Annotated in this window: 21 protein-coding genes and 1 pseudogene; 3 read left to right on the top strand and 19 right to left on the bottom strand. The window is 62.4% G+C overall.

Annotated features, from left to right (window positions below):
* Window positions 1-144 precede the first annotated feature (144 nt).
* The 3 genes from N8A90_RS08305 to N8A90_RS08295 are packed head-to-tail and all read left to right on the top strand — an operon-like array spanning window position 145 to window position 3,160.
* Window positions 145-1,815 (top strand): thiamine pyrophosphate-binding protein, encoded by a 1,671-nt coding sequence (locus N8A90_RS08305; protein WP_262074244.1) that lies wholly within the window; start codon window positions 145-147, stop codon window positions 1,813-1,815.
* Between the two features lie 15 nt (window positions 1,816-1,830).
* Complete coding sequence (locus N8A90_RS08300; RefSeq protein ID WP_262074243.1) at window positions 1,831-2,436, top strand: hypothetical protein; 606 nt, start codon at window positions 1,831-1,833, stop codon at window positions 2,434-2,436.
* Between the two features lie 16 nt (window positions 2,437-2,452).
* Window positions 2,453-3,160 carry an alpha/beta hydrolase gene (locus N8A90_RS08295; protein ID WP_262074242.1) on the top strand — a complete coding sequence of 236 codons (708 nt, stop codon included), beginning with the start codon at window positions 2,453-2,455 and terminating at the stop codon, window positions 3,158-3,160.
* A gap of 75 nt (window positions 3,161-3,235) precedes the next feature.
* Here N8A90_RS08295 and N8A90_RS08290 read toward each other — a convergent pair whose 3' ends face one another.
* The 19 genes and pseudogenes from N8A90_RS08290 to N8A90_RS08200 all read right to left on the bottom strand — a co-directional run.
* Window positions 3,236-4,057, bottom strand: coding sequence for an enoyl-CoA hydratase (locus tag N8A90_RS08290; protein ID WP_262074240.1), 822 nt, complete (start codon window positions 4,055-4,057; stop codon window positions 3,236-3,238).
* A complete protein-coding gene (locus tag N8A90_RS08285) occupies window positions 4,057-5,034 on the bottom strand; it encodes a Bug family tripartite tricarboxylate transporter substrate binding protein (protein WP_262074238.1) in 978 nt (325 codons plus the stop codon). Before N8A90_RS08285 ends, N8A90_RS08290 begins: the two co-directional genes overlap by 1 nt.
* 83 nt (window positions 5,035-5,117) lie before the next feature.
* Window positions 5,118-6,287 carry a CaiB/BaiF CoA transferase family protein gene (locus tag N8A90_RS08280; RefSeq protein ID WP_262074237.1) on the bottom strand — a complete coding sequence of 390 codons (1,170 nt, stop codon included), beginning with the start codon at window positions 6,285-6,287 and terminating at the stop codon, window positions 5,118-5,120.
* 136 nt (window positions 6,288-6,423) lie between these two features.
* Window positions 6,424-7,350 (bottom strand): LysR family transcriptional regulator, encoded by a 927-nt coding sequence (locus N8A90_RS08275; RefSeq protein ID WP_262074236.1) that lies wholly within the window; start codon window positions 7,348-7,350, stop codon window positions 6,424-6,426.
* 480 nt (window positions 7,351-7,830) lie between these two features.
* Window positions 7,831-8,037 (bottom strand): hypothetical protein, encoded by a 207-nt coding sequence (locus N8A90_RS08270; RefSeq protein WP_262074235.1) that lies wholly within the window; start codon window positions 8,035-8,037, stop codon window positions 7,831-7,833.
* Window positions 8,022-8,312, bottom strand: a complete 291-nt coding sequence (locus N8A90_RS08265; protein WP_262074233.1) for a UTRA domain-containing protein — start codon at window positions 8,310-8,312, stop codon at window positions 8,022-8,024. Before N8A90_RS08265 ends, N8A90_RS08270 begins: the two co-directional genes overlap by 16 nt.
* Window positions 8,309-8,647: a winged helix-turn-helix domain-containing protein gene (locus N8A90_RS08260; protein ID WP_262074232.1), complete on the bottom strand. Its 339-nt coding sequence runs from the start codon at window positions 8,645-8,647 to the stop codon at window positions 8,309-8,311. Before N8A90_RS08260 ends, N8A90_RS08265 begins: the two co-directional genes overlap by 4 nt.
* 239 nt (window positions 8,648-8,886) lie before the next feature.
* Window positions 8,887-9,705, bottom strand: coding sequence for a GntR family transcriptional regulator (locus tag N8A90_RS08255; protein ID WP_262074231.1), 819 nt, complete (start codon window positions 9,703-9,705; stop codon window positions 8,887-8,889).
* 78 nt (window positions 9,706-9,783) lie between these two features.
* Window positions 9,784-10,752: a Bug family tripartite tricarboxylate transporter substrate binding protein gene (locus N8A90_RS08250; RefSeq protein ID WP_262074229.1), complete on the bottom strand. Its 969-nt coding sequence runs from the start codon at window positions 10,750-10,752 to the stop codon at window positions 9,784-9,786.
* Window positions 10,749-11,864, bottom strand: coding sequence for a flavin reductase (locus N8A90_RS08245; protein ID WP_262074227.1), 1,116 nt, complete (start codon window positions 11,862-11,864; stop codon window positions 10,749-10,751). The genes N8A90_RS08250 and N8A90_RS08245 overlap by 4 nt, the downstream gene beginning before the upstream one ends.
* Before the next feature lie 37 nt (window positions 11,865-11,901).
* Window positions 11,902-13,107 (bottom strand): bifunctional 3,4-dihydroxy-2-butanone-4-phosphate synthase/GTP cyclohydrolase II, encoded by a 1,206-nt coding sequence (locus tag N8A90_RS08240; protein ID WP_262074226.1) that lies wholly within the window; start codon window positions 13,105-13,107, stop codon window positions 11,902-11,904.
* A gap of 25 nt (window positions 13,108-13,132) precedes the next feature.
* Window positions 13,133-13,765 carry a 3-isopropylmalate dehydratase small subunit gene (leuD, locus tag N8A90_RS08235; protein WP_262074225.1) on the bottom strand — a complete coding sequence of 211 codons (633 nt, stop codon included), beginning with the start codon at window positions 13,763-13,765 and terminating at the stop codon, window positions 13,133-13,135.
* Window positions 13,762-15,198: a 3-isopropylmalate dehydratase large subunit gene (leuC, locus tag N8A90_RS08230; protein ID WP_262074224.1), complete on the bottom strand. Its 1,437-nt coding sequence runs from the start codon at window positions 15,196-15,198 to the stop codon at window positions 13,762-13,764. Before leuC ends, leuD begins: the two co-directional genes overlap by 4 nt.
* Window positions 15,191-16,054, bottom strand: coding sequence for an oxaloacetate decarboxylase (locus N8A90_RS08225; protein WP_262074223.1), 864 nt, complete (start codon window positions 16,052-16,054; stop codon window positions 15,191-15,193). The genes leuC and N8A90_RS08225 overlap by 8 nt, the downstream gene beginning before the upstream one ends.
* Before the next feature lie 105 nt (window positions 16,055-16,159).
* On the bottom strand, window positions 16,160-16,735 hold the full coding sequence (locus N8A90_RS08220; protein WP_262074221.1) for a cysteine hydrolase family protein: 576 nt from the start codon (window positions 16,733-16,735) through the stop codon (window positions 16,160-16,162).
* 47 nt (window positions 16,736-16,782) lie between these two features.
* Complete coding sequence (locus tag N8A90_RS08215; RefSeq protein WP_262074219.1) at window positions 16,783-17,556, bottom strand: SDR family NAD(P)-dependent oxidoreductase; 774 nt, start codon at window positions 17,554-17,556, stop codon at window positions 16,783-16,785.
* Between the two features lie 17 nt (window positions 17,557-17,573).
* Window positions 17,574-18,686: an LLM class flavin-dependent oxidoreductase gene (locus N8A90_RS08210; RefSeq protein ID WP_262074217.1), complete on the bottom strand. Its 1,113-nt coding sequence runs from the start codon at window positions 18,684-18,686 to the stop codon at window positions 17,574-17,576.
* Between the two features lie 32 nt (window positions 18,687-18,718).
* Window positions 18,719-20,065 (bottom strand): MFS transporter, encoded by a 1,347-nt coding sequence (locus tag N8A90_RS08205; RefSeq protein WP_262074215.1) that lies wholly within the window; start codon window positions 20,063-20,065, stop codon window positions 18,719-18,721.
* A 467-nt stretch (window positions 20,066-20,532) separates the two neighbouring features.
* Window positions 20,533-20,689: pseudogene (locus N8A90_RS08200) on the bottom strand (integrase); the annotation flags it as partial.
* Between the last annotated feature and the right edge of the window lie 170 nt (window positions 20,690-20,859).

The following is a 20,859-nucleotide window of genomic DNA, read 5'->3' as shown; positions in this document are numbered from 1 at the left end:
TTCGATGCCGCTATCGACTCCTTGGGATGTCGCCGGCGCCGCTTCGATGCTGCAATTCCGCTCTGTTGATACCAGCGGAAGAAACCCGATGAACCCATCTACCCCTCTGTGCCCCACGCACCCGACGCGCTCGAAGAGGTACGCATGAAGATTGCTCAAGCCATCGCCGATGCTCTGGCCCTCGAATCAGACGGCGTCCTCTTCGGATTGATGGGTGACGCCAACATGGCAATCTGGGGGGCACTCGTCGAGGACGGCCGCACGCGCGTCATCTGGTCTCGCCATGACGGCGCGGCGATCCAGATGGCTGACGGTTACGCGCAGGCTAGCGGAAAGCTTGGCATCGTCACGGTCACTTGCGGCCCTGGCCTTGCCAACGCGGCCAACCCTTTGCTGAGCGCTTCGCGCGCCGGCACGGCGCTCCTGATCATCACGGGCGAGTACCCGGCCGACGGCAAGTCCGGTCTGCAGTCGCTTGACACGCGCCGCTTCGCCGCTGCGTGCGAGTGCGACTTCCGGTCGCTCGCGAACGCAGACACGCTCGCCGAAGACGTCGCCGAAGCCTTCTATGTCGCACGCACGGGGCAATGCCCGGTGATCCTGAGCCTGGCGCAGGCGCTCTGGGACGCCGAGCTTCCGTGGGATTGGAACTACCGCCCCTCGGCGGATTTCGTGCCAAGGCGCAACCTGCCGGCTCCCGCCGAGGCAATTGCCGAGCTTGCTGAACGGATGGCCTCCGCGCGCCGCCCCGTTGTGGTCGCTGGCCGCGGTGCGCAGTATGCGGGCGCGCGCGCCGCGATCGAAGCACTCGGCGAGCACGTCGGCGCGCTGCTCGCCACCTCGCTCGTCGCGAAGGGCTTCTTCGATGGCAACGTTTATGACATTGGGATCTCAGGCTCCTACAGCAGCGTGCCCACCGAAGCCCTGATGGCAGAAGCGGACTTCGTGCTTGCGGTGGGCGCCTCACTCAACACCTACACGAGCGAAGGCGGCTTGCTGTTTGCACAGGCAGAAGTCGCACGCATCGACATCAAACCCCATCCCGCGACGATTGGCGTCGTGCCTGGCCTCTACCTGCAAGGCGACGCGAAGCGAACGGTCGAGGCACTGCTCGAAGCATTGCGCGAGCACACCGCGCCACGCGAAGGATTTCGCACAGCTGCGACGCGGGACCGGCTCGCAGCGCCGGTGCCAGTGCCGCCGAAAGCAAGCGACGGCCTCGACCCGCGCGTCCTGATGCGCAACCTGTCGCGCGCCCTGCCTGCCGACACGCAAGTCGTATGCGGCGCAGGCCATTTCATGTCGTGGCCGATCGCGCACCTGGCCCTGCCGCACGGGGGGCGTTTCCAGCATTCCGCGGCATTCGGCAGCATCGGGCTCGGACTCGGCCAAGCCCTCGGTGCCGCAATGGCGGACCCGAGACGTTTCACAGTGCTGATCGAGGGCGACGGAAGTCTCTTGCAGGCGGTGCAGGAGCTGCACGCCGCTGCCGAACAGAAGATGCGTCTCGCCATCGTGGTGATGAACGACGCGGCCTACGGCGCCGAAGTGCTCAAGATGCAATGGAAAGACCGCGACGCGCGCGCAGCGCAATGGAAGTCGCCCGACTTCGTGGCGCTGGCACGCGGTTTCGGCGGCGAGGGGGCAATGCTCGAGCATGAAGACGAGCTGGCCGCCGCAATCGCGCGCGCTCAGACATTCGAAGGCCCGTTTGTCATCGATGCGCGCATTTCGCCCACTCTAGTGAGCGATGCATATTCCCGGCTTTTCCTCGCCGAGGAAAACAAGATGCCACTGCTGCGGCCGGTTCGCTGAAAAAAGAGACGCTTCATGCATTTCGAAACACGCTTCCAAGTTGCCGGGACACCGGAAACAGTCGTCGAACAATTCGCCGATGTGCCGCTCATGGCGAGTTTCCTTCCCGGGACGAGCGTCGAGGCGCCGGCGACCGACGGTAGCTACCCCGCGACGCTGATCGCCTCGTTCGGCCCGAAGAAGATCGCGTTTAAGGGGACGCTCACCAACCGTGTCGACAAGGAGTTGCTCAGCGGCACACTGTCCGGTAAGGCGAGCGCGGACGTGCGGGGCGCCCGCATGGCGGTAATGATGAACTACCAGTTGGCGCCGGCCGAGACTTCTTCGACGCGCGATTCTGGAGTCGACGCAGGGTCGGCCAGAACCGATGTGCGGCTCGAGTCTGACGCGCAACTCACCGGCGTGCTTGCCGAGTTCGCGAAGGCAGGGGGTGTCATCGTCGCCGAAGCATTGATCGCCGAATTCGCACGCCGATTCAGCGACCACGTAGAGGCGGCTGCAGCGGGCCGTAGCCCTGCCAGACCGGCGCACAATGCGACGCTGTCGATGACGACAGTTGCAGCGGCCATACTGCGCCGCTTCAGGCGCGCCTTCTTCTCGATATTTTCGCGCGCTGCATGAAGTGAAAGGCCCGCCCATGAACGAGCTCCTGTTGAACGTGGCCCGGCCGCTGGCAGTTGACTGCAACGGACAGTCGATCCCGGCCGTCTACTGGCTGCCCGACTGTGCGTGCAAAGGGGTCGTCCTCGCATGTCACGGGGGGAGCGGACACAAGCTCTCGGCCGCGATTCTCGCGATCGCCGGAGCATGTCTGCCACTCGGACTCGCCGTGCTTGCAATTGACGGCCCTGTACATGGTGATAGGCGCAGTGATGGCAGCCTCGACCCGAGAACGGCGGTTCGCAGCTTTCGCGAAGCTTGGCAGGCCGGCGTGGGCCGGACGAGCATGGCACGGGAGATGATCGCAACGCTCGACGCATTGCTGCCATTGCACGGCCTCGAAGATCTCCCGATAGGATATATCGGCGTCTCGATGGGGACGGGCTATGGCATCCCGCTACTCGGAACCGAGAAGCGCATCAAGGCGGCCGCCATCGGGCTCTGGGGCATGAACTTCCCTGCCAGTGAGCACTTGATCGGCTACGCGAAGAGCATCTACTGTCCGGTCTGGTTCACCCAGCAATGGGACGACCAGACCTTCGACCGCGAAGGGACGTTCGCCCTGTTCGACGCGATCGGATCTATGGACAAACGCCTGGTTGCCTACCCAGGGCCGCACCGCGAACTTGAGGGCGAACGACTGGACGACGCCGTGGCGTTTCTACAGAGGCGATTGGCGGAGTAAGCCTCAGTTGAGAGGTGCTAGCGAGGAAACGCTGCGGGAGCAGCAGATGGTTGAGTTCCATGCAATCCCAACCCATCACAGATGGGTCAGTTTTCGGCCGGCGCCAACAGCCTTCTTGGTCAAAAAGGCGTTCATGTGGTGCTGCGGCTCGCCCGTGTTGAAGGCTTCGCCGAACTCTGCCACACTGTTTTCGATCGCCGCATCAAGACTCATGGTCTCCCAGCGGCGAAGCAGGCGCTTTTGTTGGCGCAGCACCGACCGCCCGATCTGCGAAAACCCATGCGCGACTTCCTCGATCCGCGAGTCGAGCTGGTCCTGCGGCACGCACTCGCTGATGAGGCCCCAGTCCCGCGCCTGAATGGCGCTTATGTTCTCACCAGTCAGCAGCATCCAAAACGCCCGAGTCGTGCCGATCTGCGAAGGCATCATGGCAGCATGAATTACTGATGGAATACCAACCTTGACCTCCGGCATCCCGACCACGGCGTTGTCAGCGGCGATCCTAAGGTCGCCCGCCATCGCCACCTCCAGGCCGCCGCCCAGAGTATGACCCTCCAGGCGAACGATGACTGGAACTGGGAAGTGACGGATGGCATTGCAAAGATCGCGCAGACCGCTGATGAAGGCGCGGCCGCTCTCGGCATCGAGACCTGCCATCTCCTTGATGTCCGCGCCAGCAATAAAGGCGCGCGAGCCACTGCCGCGCAGAACCACGCAATTGATGTCTTCATTGCCCGCCAAGCTCTCCAGCGTATGGAGGAGGCCCTGAATTACCGGCGTGCTCAGCACGTTGAGAACGCCACCAGCGGTGATGGTGATTACCGCAGTGGCCGGCGTCGAAAACGAGACCGCCGCAGGGGAGGCAGCCGCTGCATTCGTTTGTTCGGTCGCTGCCATCACATCTTCTCGAAGGCAATGTCTTGGACGAGTTGGGCCCACGCCTTGTTCGAGCGTTCCACGATCTCCTTGAACTGCTGGGGCGTCGTGTACTCAACGATCGCGCCTTGATCCTGAATCGTCTTCTTCAAGCCCGGGCTTTCCAAGGCTTTCTTGGCTGCCGAGCTCAACTTGGCAAGCACGGCTGGATCGAGGCCTGCGGGCGCACCGATGCCATACCAGGACATGTTGTTCATTGGCTTGAGACCGACCTCTTCGTAGGTTGGAACGTTGGGCAGCTGTGTTAGGCGCTGTGGGCTTGACACAGCCAGCGCGCGCAGCTTGCCGCCTGCGATCAGGCCGCCAGAGGAGGGCATGTTGTCGAAGACCACGTCGATCTGGCCAGACATCAGGTCATTCAGCGCCGGGCCCAGGCCTTTGTACGGGACGTGGGTGATCTGGGTCTTGGTCGTGCTTCCGAACAAAGCGCCACTCAGGTGGCTGTATCCGCCGTTGCCCGACGACCCGTAATTCAGCTTGGTCGGAGCCTTCCTTGCGGCGTCGATGACATCCTGAACGCTCTTGTAGCTCGAAGATGCATTCACCACCATCACGCCGGGAACGTTGGCGATGTTAGTGATGGGCGTGAAGTCCTTGACCGGGTCATAGGCTTTGGCGGCATACACGTTCGGATTCACGGCATGCGAGCTCTCTACCATCATCACCAGCGTGTAGCCGTCTGCGGACTGGGTGGCTGCGAAGCTTGAACCGGTGCTGCCGCCGGCCCCGGGCTTGTTTTCGACGACGATGGACTGACCCAGCGCGTCGCCAAGGTAGCGTGCCATGACGCGGCCGATCACATCGGTCGCACCACCCACGGCGTAGGGAACGATCAGGCGGACTGGGCGGTCCGGATAGGATGAGGCGCCTGCCGCCTGCGCCATGGGGATGACGCTCATGCACAGCGTCATGGACAAGATGGTTTTTGAGAATTTCATTGCTGTCTCCGTTATTTGAGGTTGATTGTGAATGCTCGCCAGCCGCAGCGGGCCGCTCGGGTGCGGGGGTGATTCGCGTTAGCTCAGGTCAGTTCTGGTGCGGCGTTCTCCACTGCTGATGGCCCCAGCGCAGGCGGTGGTTGAACGGTGATTTGTTTGTTTGGCCAGATCATGGGGTTGCGCACGAGCTTGAGAGTCCCGAACGTCGGATGCTCGACGGTCTGCAGCATCTGGCGGTGAATGACCTGCGGATGCTGGAAAACCTGCTCCATGGTGTGGATGTTCCCCCAGGAGATGCCGTGCGAATCCAGTGCCTCACCCAAGGGGGTTGTGCACCAGCGCTTCACGGCGTCCCCAAGGAGCGGACGAAGCTCACGCATGTTGGTCAGCCGCCCCGCATTACTGGCAAACTTGGGATCCAGATGCCACTGCATCCCCATGAGCGCACAGAAGGACGCGAACTGCTTGTCGTTGCCGATGGCCAGGATGACGTACCCGTCCGCGCATTCGACGACCTCGTAGGGTGCTAGGTTCGGGTGAGCGTTACCGGTGCGCTTTGGACTTTGTCCGGAAACCAGGTAATTGGCGCCCTGGTTGGCGTTCATGGCCACCGACACGTCAAAGAGCGCAATGTCTAGGTGCTGCCCCGTGCCGGTTCGGGCGCGCTGAATGATGGCCGCCAGCACAGAGCTTGTCGCATACATCCCGGTCATGAGGTCAACGACGGCGACGCCCGCGCGAAGCGGTCCTGCACCTTCTTCGCCGTCCGGTATGCCGGTGTAGCCCATGAGTCCACCCATCCCCTGGAAGATGTAGTCGTAGCCTGGTTTATGAGCAAACGGGCCCGATTGCCCAAATCCAGTCACGGACAGGTAGATCAGCCGTGGATTGACCTTGGCCATGGTTTCGAAATCCAGGCCGTAGCGCGCGAGGTCGCCGACCTTGTAGTTTTCGACCAATACATCGGCGTCCCGTATCTGCTGAATCAGCCATTCCCGCTCTATGGAACGGGCAAAGTCGAGAGTGACTGAGTGCTTTCCACGATTGCACGACAGGAAGTAGGCCGAGACTTGCTCGCCGGTTTCGCTGACTACGAAGGGCGGGCCCCAGCTGCGCGTGTCGTCGCCCACTCGCGGGCGCTCTATCTTCAAGACGTCAGCGCCGAGGTCCGCCAGGTTCTGAGTGCACCATGGACCAGCCAGGATTCTCGACAGGTCCACGACCCGAACCCCACTAAGCGCATTTGCAAGCATTCTTTCTCCGAGAGCTAAGGCCAATTTTTGGCGCAGGGCATCGGACGGTCAATTGATCAGTATTGCAGTGAGCGTTCGTGAAAGTTGGACGCGGCTGAGCAGGGAATTTTGTCTAGTCCCGCTGGGGTTTACCCAATCATGGTTCGCGGTCGCCCACCGGTCGTGTCGCTGCGACCAGTGGATCACCCAGCAGAAAGTCCACGCACGCAGTGATGAAGTCCGGGAAGCGCGCATCAGCCCGGACGGCCAGGTTGAGTTCTCGGCGCGCCCAAGGCTCTTCAAGGGTCAGTCGTGCGACCCGATGGGGCTCCTGGCGATTCTCAAGAACACTGCTAGGAACCATGGCAACCCCCACGCCTGCTGCGACGAGCGAGAGCACTGCTTCGAACCCCTGTGCATGCAATCGTGCGGTTACTGTTCTGCCTTGCCTGGCGGCCGCGTCGCGAAGGAACAGATAGTTGCTGCTGGAGCGATGCATGCAAACGAATTCGAAGTCTAGGGCGTCACTCAGGCGTACAGATTGGCGCGTCGAGATCTCATGATCCGGCGGCGCTACGATGACCAGTCGATCGACGGCGTAGGCGTGAATGGCGAGTCCCTGAACTTCGGTCCTGCCAGCGAAGATCCCGATGTCCGCCTCACGGGCGAGCACCGCAGCCGGGATTGTCTCGCTCTGGCGCTCCTCGACGTCCGCATCAATGCCAGGGTGAGCGACCAGGAAGCGCCCCAGAGTTTGCGTAACAAAGCTGCTCAGGGAGCTGCTGTTGGCGACGATGCGGACGTGCCCTTTGATGCCAGAGATGAACAGGCGCACGTCACCTTGCATTCGTTCGATGTCTTCGAAGATCGCGCGAACGTGCGAGAGCACCGCCTCGCCGGCTTGAGTCAATTCCATGCCGCGCGAGTTGCGGTCAAAGAGCGGCGTACCAAGGGCCTGCTCCAGGTTCTTGAGCCGGTAGCTGGCCGCCGAAGTGGTGATAAATGAGGCCGCGGCCGCAGCCGTCAGGTTTTTCGCTTGGGCGATCTCTAGGAAGAGCCGAAGATCCGTGAGTTCGTATCGCATGGAGGGGTCGCATTTTACGAGCGAGGAGCGGCAAACTGGCGCCGATTCAGGTGCATCCGCGCGATAAAAGAAGTTGACGAACAACCGCGAAAGCGCGTGCAGTTGCGCGTGTGGATCCGACCACAGGAGCCTCCCCTCGGAATCCTTGCTGCAACCTCGAAGGACTGCTCAGCGTCGAGAGTCGAAACCTCATCACTACGCTGACTGTCCGCCACTGGCTGCTGACCTTGAGTTTTCAGCGGAATGACCGTCGCTTGCGAAACCCGACATTCACGCTCGCCATGTGCGTCGGTCCGCTGTACCCCCGTAACCGGTCAATCGGGCGAAAGCTCCTCGCTAGATCACGCGAACGGCTGCTCGCGCAGTTGGTGAAATAGCGCTCTGCGTCCTCAGCAGCCACTCGCTGGCCTGATTTCGTCGCTCGGATGCAGCCGTTCTGCAGCGAGCTGAGCAGTATGTGGACGCTATAGTCCGTAAAAGTCAGGCCAGATGGTCGTCCGTGTCATGCACTATCTGTCCGGCTCCGGTCGTGTTGACAGCCTCGGCGGTCAAATCCATCAGGATACGGCTGCGCTCACCGGTGAAGGTGATCGTGATGTACTGCACTGGCTGCTTGCGCCGGTTGTGCATGAGCCGAACGATGCGCACCAGCGGTGCACCCATCTCCACCTTCAGCAGTCCAGCCATGACAGGTCTGCGTCTACGGCGGTCGTTTCCTGAATCACGCGGCCGAACTTTACGCCCTCGGCCATCAAGATCTCGAACAGGGCCTGCTTCCTCAAGGCGTTCTCGGTGACATTACGGCCGATTGAATGGGGCACCCAAGCGTCCGTCACCATCATCGGCACGCACCGGATCGAGCGTAGACGCACGGCATGCACCGCCGCTTCACCTTCGGGGAGTTGGAGCTGCTGCGCCACCATGGCCGGCGCCGACATAATCTGTACCTTCAGAACCGTCACTTCGGTCTCGCGCGCCTGCTTTCCCAGCGAAGCGAGTAGGCCGAAGCTAGCCTGCTGGCGTGCGGCGCGTGGCGCGTGGCGCGTGGCGCTGCACGCACAAAGGTACCGCGGCCCGGGAGCTTCTCTACAAGGCCAAGTTGTTCCAGGTCCGCCACAGCGCGTCGTACTGTGATGCGCGAAACGTCGAACTGGGCGCAGAGCGCGTCCTCGGCAGGTATGAGGCTGCCCAAGGGGTAAACGCCCTGGGCGATATGATCGCGCAACACCACGAAGAGCTGGCGGTGCAAGGCTGTACCGGGAGTTCTGCGCAGGTGAGATGTGTTCGCAATGTCCATTGAAGTTCCCGAGAGGCGGTTCGGGCACGCCATGCCGTCATGGCCCATTTTGCCCGCGCAGTGATAGGCCCTGGGCGCACCCGAAATGACAAGCTGGCCGCTTTCTTCCAGACAACCAGGCACTGCGGACCTGGCGCGTCGGCGGTCGCTGGAAGCACGAAGAAGTGCTTGCCACTTCTGACGACGACAACGAAATCCTTTGAGGTTGTATCGCTGTGGTCAGTACGGATGACCAAGATTTACACCAGCACGGTGTGCTGGTAGCTCCCAGCAGAAAGCGTATTGATCGCGGAGGCTGGAATCTCCATCAGCAGTCGCGTGCGCTCGGGTGTGACCACGGTGGTCAGGTGGTATGCCGGGCGGTCCTCGATGTCGTAGAACAGCCTAGTGACCTTGATCAGCGGAGTTCCCACGTCCGTCTTGAGCAGGCTTGCATGCTGTGGGGCGGCCGCGATGGCGGAAAACTCCTGCACCACCTTGCCAAACTCCACGCCTTTGCTGATGATGATCTCAAACAAGGCCTTCTTCAGCAGGCTGTCATGCGTGATGTCGGCCGCCCACTTCGCCTGCACCCACGCTTCCGTCACCATCAACGGCATCTTGCCTGCGCTGCGCAAGCGCACGATGTGATGAGCCAACCCGTTAGGCTCCAATTCCAGAAGCAGTGCTATGTCTCCCGGGGCTGGGACGGTTTCCACGAGCAGCACCTGAACTTTCGTGTCCTTGGCTTGCCGCTTGAGAGCCTCAAGCAGCGGGAGAGTGGCCTCACGCCTGCCGCCATCCTTGCGCGCCAGCACGAACGTGCCTTTGCCAGGCACCTTGCGCACCAATCCATGTGATTCGAGGTCCGCCACTGCGCGCCGCACCGTGATGCGCGATACGCCGAACATCCGCTCCAGGTCTGCTTCCTTCGGGATGGCGGCATCGACGTGGAAGCTGCCGCGCACGATCTGGTCGCGCAGCACGATGTATAGCTGGCGATGCAAGGCGGTGCCGGGCGACCGCTGCAGCGCAATGGTCATCCCGGGCGGTTTGGGCACCGCTTGTTCAGAGCGCATGGGAACTCAAAATGGAACAGAATCATCTCAAGGATGTTACCTTGTCACCTCCTCGACCTCGCCGTGCACGCATGCAGGTCAGTCGACGCTCATCTTCGAATCCCTGATCACCTTGCCCCAGCGGTCGATCTCTTCCGCGATGTAGTTAGAGAACTCCGCCGGGCTACCACTCGTGGTGACCATCACTCCCTGGCTTGTGAACTTCGAAGCCACTGCTGGATCGTGCATGGCGGTGCGGATTGCCTTCTCCAGAACGACCAGGACTTCGCTCGGAGTTCCCGCCTTGGCCGTGACACCCCACCACACGTTGAGCGCGATGTCTCCGTGGCCCAACTCCTTGAGCGTGGGCGCTGAAGGAAATTGCGGCAGTCGCTGGTCCACGCCGACCCCAATCACCCGCATCTTGCCTCCCAGCACAAGCGGTCCAGCAGATGTGACCGTGTCATACATGAAGTCCACCTTTCCGCCCGCCACATCCAGCAGCGCCGGCGCGGAACCCTTGTAGGGAACGTGCGTGTGCGTGGACTGCGTCTTGGCCGAAAAGAGCGCACCGAACAGATGGCCGCCCGTGCCCACGCCTTGGGACGCATAGGTCAACGTCTTACCGGAACTCGCGGCCTTGAACAGGTCGACGAAGGTCTTGTACGGACTGTCGTTCGGCACCACCAAAAAGCCGGGCGAGACTACCAACTTCGTCACACCCTGGAGGTCCTTCCGAGGGTCATACGAAAGCTTACTGGCCAGGCTGGGATTCAACCCCAGCGCCGGCAGGTCGCCCATGAAAAGCGTGTACCCATCTGCAGGTGCCTGCTTGACCACGCTCACCGCGGGTTGCGCCAGGCCGCCAGGACGGTTGTCGACGATCACGGGCTGATGGACGATCTCGCCCAGCTTGTTGCCGACTTCCCGTGCAAGCTGGTCGGTGATGCCGCCCGGTGCGTATGGAACGACGATGCGGATGGGCTTGGAGGGAAAGGCCTGCGCCGTTGCAAGCAGCGGGCACGCCGCTGCGAGAACGATTGTCAACCGGGTGATGAACGTCTTCACTTGCTGTCTCCTGGAGTGGGCTGGGATTCCTGATGGCCAAGCTGGCGCGAGAGCGCGCGGCAGGCCTGGAGCAGTGCCTGCGGCGCCGCGCCGTGCCAATCGGGTGCGAGCCGGTCGACCTGGGAAAGGATCGCAAGCGTCATGACCATGACGCCGCGCGCATCAAAGATCGGCGCTGCGAAGGCATTGGTCGGGATCTTGTGCAGTCGCATGGCGAGCGCCGGGTCGACAACGCGCGCGATGCCGTGTTCGTGCGCTGCGGCAACGTCCGCTTCGAAGGCTGCGCGCTGCTCCGCCTCGTCTTCCTCGGGGCGGCGAAACACGCGCAGGTCCTCCTCGATAAAGCTGCGGGTGACGTCGCTGGGCAGAAAGGCGGCGAATGCGCGCCCGGCCGCCGAGATCGTCACGCCATAGACCAGGCCCACGCGCAGGTTGTCGCTGATCGGGTGCTCAGATGGCTCCCAGCTCACGACCGTGGGGCCATGGTTACCCCACACAGACAGGCACAGGGTATGTTGCCCGACGGCCTCGCAGATGGCCGGCATCTCGGCCGCCACGCGCTTCACGTCCTGCGCACGTGCCGGCTTGTCCCAGCCGATCTGCGTGGATACGGGCCCGAGGTCGTGCGCGTAGGTGCTCATGTAGCGGCCTCCGCCGAAGGCCAAAGGTCGGCGGCTGGAGTGCCCCACCCGCTCGACGCGCCCGACAAAGACCACGTGATCGCCTGCAGGATAGGACGCCACCTTGACGCACTCCAGGTGCGCAGCTGAGCCACTGATCACGGGCGCGCCCCCAAGACCGTCCTGATGTTCGATGCCCACGAACTTCTCATCGTGCGACTTTGCAAACTGGTTGGAGACGTGGATCTGATCGTCGGCCAGGATGTTCACGACGAAGTGATCGACACCATTGAACGCTGCATGGCTGCGGGATGTGAGCGCCTGACACCAGAGCACCAGCGGAGGGTCCAGCGAAACCGAGCTGAACGAGTTGGCCGTGACACCGTGTGCCTTGCCATCGGCTGTGCGCGTCGTGACGATGGTCACGCCGGTCGTGAACGTGCCGAACACATTGCGCAACTGGCGCTTGTCAAACGAATCGAGAATTGGCATAGGGTCTCCTAGTCGGTGAGATACATGGACCACGGGCTCAGCCATCCATGCCCAGCAGGTGGCCGAACAGCCGCTGCTTGGACGCGAGATAGACAGAGTTCTCGCGATCAGGGGCAATCACCAACGGAACGCGCTCGGCGATGTCCAAGCCGAAGTCCGCGAGGCCCTCGTACTTGCGGGGGTTGTTCGTCATGAGGCGCATCCGAGATACGCCGATCTGCCGCAGGATCTGCGCACCAACTGCATAGTCGCGCTGGTCTGCGGAGAAGCCGAGCGCAAGGTTGGCTTGCACCGTGTCAGCGCCGCCATCCTGCAGCGCGTACGCACGCAGCTTGTGCAGCAGGCCGATTCCTCGCACCTCATGGCCACGCAGGTAGACGATGGCGCCGCAGCCCTCTGCCGCAACCAGGTTCATCGCCTGAGCCAGTTGGGGCGCGCAATCGCAACGCAGCGAGCCGAACACCTCTCCAGTCAGGCATTCCGAATGCACACGCACCAGCGGCGACGCCAATTCGCCCGGCTGGCCCATCACCAGGGCCAAATGCTCCTGGCCGTTGAACAACTCGCGGTAACCGTGGAGCTCAAAGACGCCGTACTTGGTCGGCAGACGGCAACTGGAAGCGCGCTCGACGATGACCTCGTGGCGCTTGCGCCAAGCGATGAGGTCGGCGATTGTGACCATCAGCAAGCCGTGTTCGAGTGCGAAGTCCTCCAATTGCGGTCGCCGGGCCATGCTGCCGTCCTCGTTAGCGATCTCCACCAGCACGCCACCTGGGCGCAGACCCGCCAGCCGCGTGAGGTCTACGGAAGCCTCGGTGTGGCCCGGCCGTACGAGTACGCCCCCTTCCCGCGCACGCAGGGGGAACACATGGCCGGGGCGATTGAAGTCTGAAGGCCCAGCCATCGGATCGACCAGCGCGCGCAGCGTGGCGGCGCGGTCGGCCGCTGAGATTCCTGTGCTGGTGCCATGCTTGTAATCCACGGTCACTGTGTAGGCGGTGCCCATGGCGTCGGCGTTCTGCGCCACCATCTGCGGCAGCGACAGTGCGTCCAGGCGCTCGCCAGGCAAGCCGATGCAGATCACGCCGCTGCTGTGCCGCACCATGAACGCCAAGCGCTCAGGTGTGGCGTACTCTGCGGCGAGAATCAGGTCGCCCTCGTTTTCACGGTCCTCGCTGTCAACGACGACGACCATCTCGCCCCTCGCGATGGCCGCGAGAGCCTGGGCTATGGTTGCAGTCATGGCGGACTCCTTGTGTTATCGGCGGTCATGCCGCCGTGGGTTCGGAAGGCAGTTGTGCCCAGGGGCGGAGTTCTCGGTCGTGCCGGCACCAGGCTGCGATGTCCTCGGCATAGCGGCGCGTCATGTCGATCTCGTCCCAGCCGTTGAGGAGCCGGGTGCGCCAGACCGGATCGACGGTGAAGCCGAACGACCGTTCCTCAACCGTCAGGCTGCAGGCTTGCAGGTCCAGGCTCATCCGGACGCCACCCGGCGCCAGCAAAGAGAGCAGGACCTCCATGTCGTGCTCGTCGACGCGCGCAGGCAGCAAGCCGTTGTTGACCGCGTTGGCTGCGAAGATGTCGCCGTGCGAGGGGGCGAGCACGCAGCACACGCCGGCATCGACGAGCGCGTAGACAGCCGCTTCTCGTGACGAGCCACTGCCGAAGTTGCGGCGTGCGGCAATGATGCCGGCTCCTTGGTTGGTCGGAGCGTTCAGCGGGAAGTCCCCTCGCAACTCTCCATCCGACCCGCGCCGCAGGTCGTGGAACAGATAGGGTGCGTAACCTGATGGTGGCGTACGTGCCTCCTTCATGAACCGGGCGGGAAACACCTGATCGGTATCGATGTTGATCTGCGGCAAGGCGCAGGCAATCGCCTGCAGGCGAACGATCGGCGTCACTGCGCAGCCTCCAGGTTCAGTTCGCGCACATCGACGAGGTGTCCGGCGACCGCCGCGGCTGCCACCATCGCCGGAGACATCAGGTGCGTGCGAGAGCCGCGCCCCTGGCGACCCTTGAAGTTGCGGTTGGTGGTGGACGCACAGCGCTCGCCTTCGGCCAAAGCATCTCCATTCATCGCCACACACATCGAACAACCCGAGCCGGCCCACTCCAGGCCGGCCGCCAAGAAGACGCGGTCTAGACCTTCCCGTTCGGCTTGTGCCTTCACCAGCGTGGAGCCGGGCGAGACCAGGCCCGGCACGCGTGCACGGCGGCCCGCGAGCACCGCAGCGGCGGCGCGCAGATCCTCGATGCGGGAGTTGGTACATGAGCCGATGAACACGCGGTCGATCGCGATATCGCGGATGTGCATGCCCGGATGCAAGCCCATGTAGTCGAGAGCGTCGCGGACGTGCTTCGCCTTGCTGCTGTCCGCCATGGATGCCGGGTTTGGCACTGTGGAAGTGACCGGCAAGGCATCCTCCGGCGTTGTTCCCCAAGTCACAGTGGGCACGATGTCGGAGGCGCAAAGGCGCAGTTCTCGATCGAATGAGGCGTCTGTATCGCTTGCCAACTCCAGCCAGGTCTCGACGGCGCGGTCGAACGCCATGCCCTGCGGGGCGAATGGGCGCCCGCGGACGTAGTCCAGGGTGGTGGCATCTGGCGCCACCAAGCCGCAGCGGGCGCCGCATTCGATGGACATGTTGCACAGGGTCATGCGGCCCTCCATGCTGAGCGCACGCACGGCCGAGCCTGCGTACTCGATGACATGTCCGGCAGCGCCATCCGCGCCCAGATGCGCGACGATGGTCAGCACCAGATCCTTGGCCGTAACGCCATGGGCCAGTTCGCCGTCGACCGTCACGCGCAAGCGCTTGGGCGGCTTTTGCCAGAGCGTCTGCGTCATGAGCACATGGGCCACTTCTGAGGCACCTACGCCGAAAGCCCAGGCGCCCAGTGCGCCATGCGTTGAAGTGTGGCTGTCGCCTTCCACGACAAGCGTGCCCGGAAGCGTCAAGCCAAGCTCGGGGCCGACAACGTGGCAGATGCCCTGCCAAGGATGGTTCATTCCATAGTGGCGGATGCCGTATGCCCCTGCATTCGCGGCGAACTGTTCCATGATCCGTGTGAATTCGCCCTGGGGGTCGAGACGATTGATCGGAACGGAGCGTCCGCGCGTTGGCACGTAGTGGTCGGCGATGCCGACGGTGAGGTCCGGCCTCGCCACCGTTGAACCCTTGGCGCGCACCTTGTTGAAGGCGTGGAATGAGCCTTCCTGCAGATAGTGCCTGTCCACCCACACGAGGCTGGCGCCATCCTCGCGCGTGGCAATCACATGCGAGTCCCACAGCTTCTCGAAGAGGCTGCGCGGCCGAGCGGTATGCTCACTCATAGCTGCGTGCCAGTGCCAGCAGTTCGGGCGTACCGATCAACGCGTTAAAGGCGTTGAAATCGATCATCTGCGGTTGCTTCGGCAACGTTGTGCCGTGCTGCAGAAGGCTGGTGAAGTAGTCCTGCAGTTGGGTGGCGGCGAAGCGCACCGTGCCACCTGGGAAGATGACGATGCGGTAGCCGCGTCCTCCCAGTTCGGACACGCTCTGGATCGGCGTCTTGCCGCCTTCCACCATGTTGGCCAGCATCGGTACGCGGGATGCGAAGATCTCGCACACCTTGTCCATGTCCGCTGGTGTTGTCGGCGCTTCGATGAAAAGGGCATCAACGCCCGTCTCCAGGTAGGCTTCGGCTCGATCTATGGCCGCTTGCAAGCCTTCCACCGCCACAGCATCCGTGCGAGCCATCACCAGCATGCCGGATTGGCGCGCATCTAGCGCTGCCCGCAGCTTTCCGCACATCTCCGATGTCGGGATCAGCGACTTGTTGTCCAAGTGCCCGCAGCGCTTTGGAAATGTTTGGTCCTCCAACTGGATCATCGCCGCGCCCGCTCGTTCGAAGTCGCGTACCGTGCGTTGGGTGTTCAAGGCATTGCCGAAGCCGGTGTCGCCATCGACGATCAGCGGCGTGCGGATACGGTCTGTGATGCGGGCGCAGATGTCCACGGCTTCCTTGGCCGTCGTCAGCCCAACGTCGGAGCGTCCGAGCTGCGTGTAAGCCACTCCCCCGCCGGAGAGATAAAGCGCTTCATGCCCGGCCTGCTCAGCCAGTAGAGCCGTGAGGGCGTCGTACACGCCGGGCGCCAGCACAGCCGGGCCGCGTTGCAGGCGCTGCTTGAGGGTGGAGCCAGTTGTCATTTCGATCCTTTTTGATGTTCGTGAGGCAAAGCGCTGCCCGTCCCTGCCCACTGGGCACGGTTCTCGACCTCGTCACCGCGAGCATGCGCGGTGGCGTCAGCGGGCTTACTCGATGCTGGAAAGTTCCGAGATCGAAATGACGCGCGCGATGCCGCGCAGCAACGCGATGGACGCGTCATGCTCCGCCTGGCTCACGGCGGCGCAGGCGTCTTCCACCACCACAACCCGGTAGTCCCGGTCGTGCGCATCGCGCACCAGGCTTTGCACGGCCCAGGCGGTGCTCACCCCTGCCACCACCAGTTGCTTGACCTCCTGCGCCCGCAGAGCAGGTTCGAGTGCCGTGCCGTAGAAAGCATTGATGCGGGGCTTCTCGACTACCATGTCGGCCAGGCTTGCCTTCAAGTCCGGATGGAACTCGGTGCCAGGTCCGCCCAGCGCGAGCGCGCCAAATTGCTTGGCCTTGCCGAACATCGGCGAGAAAGCTGGCGCTTCGTGGTAGCCGGGCTTGAACCCGACCTTGACAAGCACGCTCAACCAATCTTTGGCTTTTGCATGCTCAAGCAGGGTGTTGGCGTGCTGTATCACATGGCGGTCGGCCGCGTGTTGGGCCGAGCGTGCGATCTTGCCGGTGGGGTGCATGATGTCGACGATGTAGTCGAGGCCGATGAATGCAGTTTTCATGGGAGTTCCGGGATTTGAATGTTCAGGAAGAGGAGATCAATCGAGGGTCAGGGTTTGCCGCCATCGACATTGAGTTCCATGCCAGTCATGTAGGAAGCCTCGTCGCTGGCAAGAAAAAGCACCACCGCCGCAATTTCCTCAGGTTGCGCAAGACGCTGCAGCGCACGCACCGAAGCAAGGTCGTCGAACACCTTCGCCTGTGCCGCGGCGTCGAGTCGCTCCACGAACTTGCGCGGCATGGGCGTGTCGACGGGGCCTGGGCAGATCACGTTGAATCGAATGGGCGCAAACTCTTGCGCTGCAGCCTTGGTGAGCGCATTGACCGCAGCCTTCGACGCGCTGTAGGCACCAAGGTTCTTCAGCGGCCTGAGGGCGGCACCGGACGAGACGTTGACGACGGAGCCTGCGCGCTTGTCGATCAAGGGCAAGGCACCACGGATCATCAGGAAGGTGCCGCGTCCGTTGACCGCCGCAAGCCGGTCCCATTCGGCGACCGTCGTTTCGCTCAGCGGCTTGCCCAGGATGATGCCTGCGTTGTTGACGAGGATCTCTAGCGCCACAGAGTCACGCGACAGTTCGTTGTAGAAGCCGTTGACATCCTCTTCCGACGCGATGTCGACCTTGCGGTACGTCACGTCGGAGCCGATCGCCACAAGCTTCTTCACCGCCTCGGAATCCGGCTCGGCCAAGTCGGCGGCAAAAATCTTCGCGCCTTCGCGCGAGAGGGCTCGGACGATCTCCATGCCGATGCCGCCGGTCGCACCACTCACGACCGCGGTCTTGCCCGCGAGGCGGGGCTTTGCTTGGGATTGCGCTGTCATTGCTTTCTCCAGGTGACTCAATGACGCAGGCCCGCTTCACGCAGCAGCGGCATGACTTTGCGATCGAAGTAGTCAAGCTCCTTCACATAGTCCAGGAAGTACAGCACCACACCCTCAAGGCCTTCGTTCGAGTACACCTGCAACTGCTCCACAATTTGCCCCGGCGTTCCGACAAGAGCGTTGGTACCGTAGCCAGCGACGAATTTCTCCTGCGATTTGGCGAGACGTTCATTGAACGACTGGCTCTCGATTCCGAGCACAGCCATCATGTTCTTGGCGGCCTCCCAGTCACCGTGCTCCAGGATGGATTGGTAGACGGCGCACGCCTCATCTTCCGAATCGCGGGCGATCACCAGTGCAGACGCGCACACGCCGATCCGGCGCTGGTACTTCGTGGCGGCGATGTCCTTTACCGCCATGAACTTCTTGATGTTCTCCACCTTGTCGACGCTGGCAAAGGAGAAGTCAACGTTCTTGGCCGCAAAGTCCATGCCCGCGCCCGATGTGCCTGCGTTGATCAACACAGGGCGCTCCTGCAGAGGCTTAGGATCGCCTTGCACGCCTTTGAGCTGGAAGAACTGGCCGTCATAGTTGAACGCGCCTTCAGTGCTCCAGATGCGCTGCACGATGTCCAGCCACTCGTCGCCGTATGCGTAGCGCATGTCGTGCTCCCGCATTGAGCCGCCGAACATCTCCATCTCAGGACGGAACCATCCCATGACGAGGTTGATGCCGAAGCGGCCGTCGGAGACGTGGTCGATGGTGGCGGCCTGCTTGGCCGCGACCACTGGATGTACCGTCGATACATGCGACGTGGCGAATACCCCGATGTTTTTCGTTGCCGCGGCCAACGCCGCGGCAAAGGTATAGGTCTCAAACGACGTCCCATTGAAGTTGGTCTTGCCGCCAAATCCGCGCCAGCGGCCCAAGGGCAGCGCGATCTCGAAACCCATCTGGTCGGCTTTGGTGACAATCTGAAGGGCCTGCTGCCAGGTCATCTCGAACGTTGTCTGCGCTTCGCTGATGAGCAAGCCATTGCTGCAGTTCATGCCGAATACGCCCAGCTTGAGTTTCTGGTCATTCAGCAGAGGGTGAACGGGGCGCGTGGCCTGCGCTTGTGGGGTATTCATGGTGTGATGCTCCAGGTTTGATGGTGTGCCACTCAGGTCGTGGCGTGGTGGCGAGCGGCGATGGTGCGCCGCAGCAGAACGAGGCCGACGGTGCCGATGCCGATCACCATCACGCCGTAGCTCACGATGGGCCAGGTTTCATTGTTGAAAGTCTTGAGCAAACCCAACGCGATCATGGGCGTGAATGCGCCGCCGAGCAGCGCCCCAAGGTTGGCACCCAACGAAATCCCCGAGAACCGAACTTCGGGACCGAATGACTCCACAAGAAGCGCTGCTGTCGGGCCGTAGAACGCGGAGTTGAGTGCCAGAGCTGCTGTCACGGCGAGGGTAATCAGCGTCATGTCCTTCGTCTGCAGTAGTCCGAAGAACTGGCTCAGAATCAGTCCGAGGCCCACTGCACCGAACAGCATCACGGGCACACGGCCCAGCTTGTCCGAAAGGGCGCCGAAGGCCACCAGCGCGAAGATCTGTACGAACGAGGCGATGGCCACAGTCGTCATCATGTCGGACAGAGCCATCCTGAGCGTGCCCACGCAATACTGCACGGCAAACACGATCACAAGGTAGTAGATGCACTGGCTCACCGCGAACACGGCGGCCGAGCAAGCCACCTCGCGCGGATAAGTGCGGATGGCTACCAGCAACGGCGCGCGTGTTCGCCCCCCCTTGGCGACGGCAGCCTTGAACTCTGGCGTCTCGATCGTTTGAGTTCGTACCCACAAGCCCAAGGCGAGCACCACCACGGCGAATATGAAAGGCAGTCTCCAGCCCCACGTCATGTACTCTGGGCCGGTTATGGCGGCAGCGAGTTTCAGCATGCCGGTGGCGAGCAGCAGGCCCAGCGGGACCGCCGCCTGGGGCAACGATCCGATCAGGCCGCGGCGGTGCAACGGTGCATGCTCCACCGACATCAGCACTGCGCCGCCCCATTCTCCGCCGTAGGCGATTCCCTGGATAAGGCGCAAGATGACCAAGACGATCGGCGCGGCGACACCAATTTGCGCGTATGTCGGTAGCAGGCCGATGCAGAAGGTGGAGACGCCGATCATCATGAGCGACATCAGCATGAGCGGCTTGCGGCCAATCTTGTCTCCGTAGTGACCGAAGACCATGCCGCCCACCGGACGAGCAATGAAACCCACGGCCAGCGTGGCAGCGCCCAGCATAGTCCCCAAGAACGGATCAGAAGCCGGGAAGAAAAGCGGCGCCAGGATGACGGTTGCGACACTGGCGTAGAGCAAGAAGTCATAGCTCTCCAGCACCATGCCGAAGAAGCTGCCTGCGATCGAGCGGCGTGACGCGGCAGAGCCAAGTTGTGTTAGTCCAGGCGCCGGCGGTGTGGCCGCGGCACCGCTTGTCAACAGCACGGATTGGTTCATGGGAAACGCTCGAAGAGGTTGAGGGGCGATGCCTCATCACCCGGTATCAAAACTATAAGGTCATTACGTTATAACCTTATAGTGGTAAACCCCACGGCCTGTGATTTCGGCAGTTCTGGAAGGACTTCAATGGGAGATGGCGCGATAGTGCAGCCGCGACCCCGAGCCTGACCTGCCCACCACACAGCAGCACTGGCGTGCGGCTCAGTTCCGATTTGGCGCCCTACGTACGCTAAGCGGCAATGTCCTGGCCATGAACCAAACCAAGTTCGGTCTTCGAACTCAGCCGGTTGGCGTCAAGGGTGAAAGGCTGTCGCAGCCGGAACATGTTGGCTGGCGCGAACCCGACGCTCGCGACTGACCCTCTTGGCCGACAGCGTCGGCTCCGCCGGACCCCACCGAGCTGGCGTTGGGCGGCGGAGACACTGCCGCCTCGGCGTGATTGCGGAGGTGGCCACTGCGGCTGCTCAGATTTCTGTTTGCTCGGAGATCTCGGGGGCGTCATCGACTTCAAAGCCGAGGTTGCACCGTCGATTCCAGCTTGGAGTGCCCGAGCAGCAATTGCACCGCGCGCAGGTTCTTCGTCCTCCGATAGATCAGGGTCGCCTTTGTCCTGCGCATGGAGTCCCCTGAGAGTCGCATACGGTGGATCATCGGTATGTCCTTGCTTCACTTTTTAGCCAATGCATGCCGTATAACCGTCCTGCTGACGCTGATGCTGATGCTGATGCTGATGCTGATGCTGATGCTGATGCTGATGCTGATGCTGATGCTGATGCTGATGCTGATGCTGA

The sequence above is a fragment of the Variovorax sp. N23 genome (genome assembly GCF_025486315.1).
Classification (GTDB): Bacteria; Pseudomonadota; Gammaproteobacteria; order Burkholderiales; family Burkholderiaceae_C; genus Variovorax.
This window is presented reverse-complemented; position numbering and strand designations above follow the sequence as displayed.

Excerpts from the sequence above, each read along its gene's own strand:
- N8A90_RS08245 (WP_262074227.1), bottom strand. The coding sequence starts at position 11,864 with ATGCCAATTCTCGATTCGTTTGACAAGCGCCAGTTGCGCAATGTGTTC.
- leuC (WP_262074224.1), bottom strand. The coding sequence starts at position 15,198 with ATGAGTGAGCATACCGCTCGGCCGCGCAGCCTCTTCGAGAAGCTGTGG.
- N8A90_RS08205 (WP_262074215.1), bottom strand. The coding sequence starts at position 20,065 with ATGAACCAATCCGTGCTGTTGACAAGCGGTGCCGCGGCCACACCGCCG.
- N8A90_RS08285 (WP_262074238.1), bottom strand. The coding sequence starts at position 5,034 with ATGAAATTCTCAAAAACCATCTTGTCCATGACGCTGTGCATGAGCGTC.
- N8A90_RS08270 (WP_262074235.1), bottom strand. The coding sequence starts at position 8,037 with ATGGCTGGACTGCTGAAGGTGGAGATGGGTGCACCGCTGGTGCGCATC.
- N8A90_RS08215 (WP_262074219.1), bottom strand. The coding sequence starts at position 17,556 with ATGACAGCGCAATCCCAAGCAAAGCCCCGCCTCGCGGGCAAGACCGCG.
- N8A90_RS08240 (WP_262074226.1), bottom strand. The coding sequence starts at position 13,107 with ATGACTGCAACCATAGCCCAGGCTCTCGCGGCCATCGCGAGGGGCGAG.
- N8A90_RS08275 (WP_262074236.1), bottom strand. The coding sequence starts at position 7,350 with ATGCGATACGAACTCACGGATCTTCGGCTCTTCCTAGAGATCGCCCAA.
- N8A90_RS08255 (WP_262074231.1), bottom strand. The coding sequence starts at position 9,705 with ATGCGCTCTGAACAAGCGGTGCCCAAACCGCCCGGGATGACCATTGCG.
- N8A90_RS08300 (WP_262074243.1), top strand. The coding sequence starts at position 1,831 with ATGCATTTCGAAACACGCTTCCAAGTTGCCGGGACACCGGAAACAGTC.
- N8A90_RS08220 (WP_262074221.1), bottom strand. The coding sequence starts at position 16,735 with ATGAAAACTGCATTCATCGGCCTCGACTACATCGTCGACATCATGCAC.
- N8A90_RS08295 (WP_262074242.1), top strand. The coding sequence starts at position 2,453 with ATGAACGAGCTCCTGTTGAACGTGGCCCGGCCGCTGGCAGTTGACTGC.
- N8A90_RS08210 (WP_262074217.1), bottom strand. The coding sequence starts at position 18,686 with ATGAATACCCCACAAGCGCAGGCCACGCGCCCCGTTCACCCTCTGCTG.
- N8A90_RS08225 (WP_262074223.1), bottom strand. The coding sequence starts at position 16,054 with ATGACAACTGGCTCCACCCTCAAGCAGCGCCTGCAACGCGGCCCGGCT.
- N8A90_RS08260 (WP_262074232.1), bottom strand. The coding sequence starts at position 8,647 with ATGGACATTGCGAACACATCTCACCTGCGCAGAACTCCCGGTACAGCC.
- N8A90_RS08290 (WP_262074240.1), bottom strand. The coding sequence starts at position 4,057 with ATGGCAGCGACCGAACAAACGAATGCAGCGGCTGCCTCCCCTGCGGCG.
- N8A90_RS08280 (WP_262074237.1), bottom strand. The coding sequence starts at position 6,287 with ATGCTTGCAAATGCGCTTAGTGGGGTTCGGGTCGTGGACCTGTCGAGA.
- N8A90_RS08305 (WP_262074244.1), top strand. The coding sequence starts at position 145 with ATGAAGATTGCTCAAGCCATCGCCGATGCTCTGGCCCTCGAATCAGAC.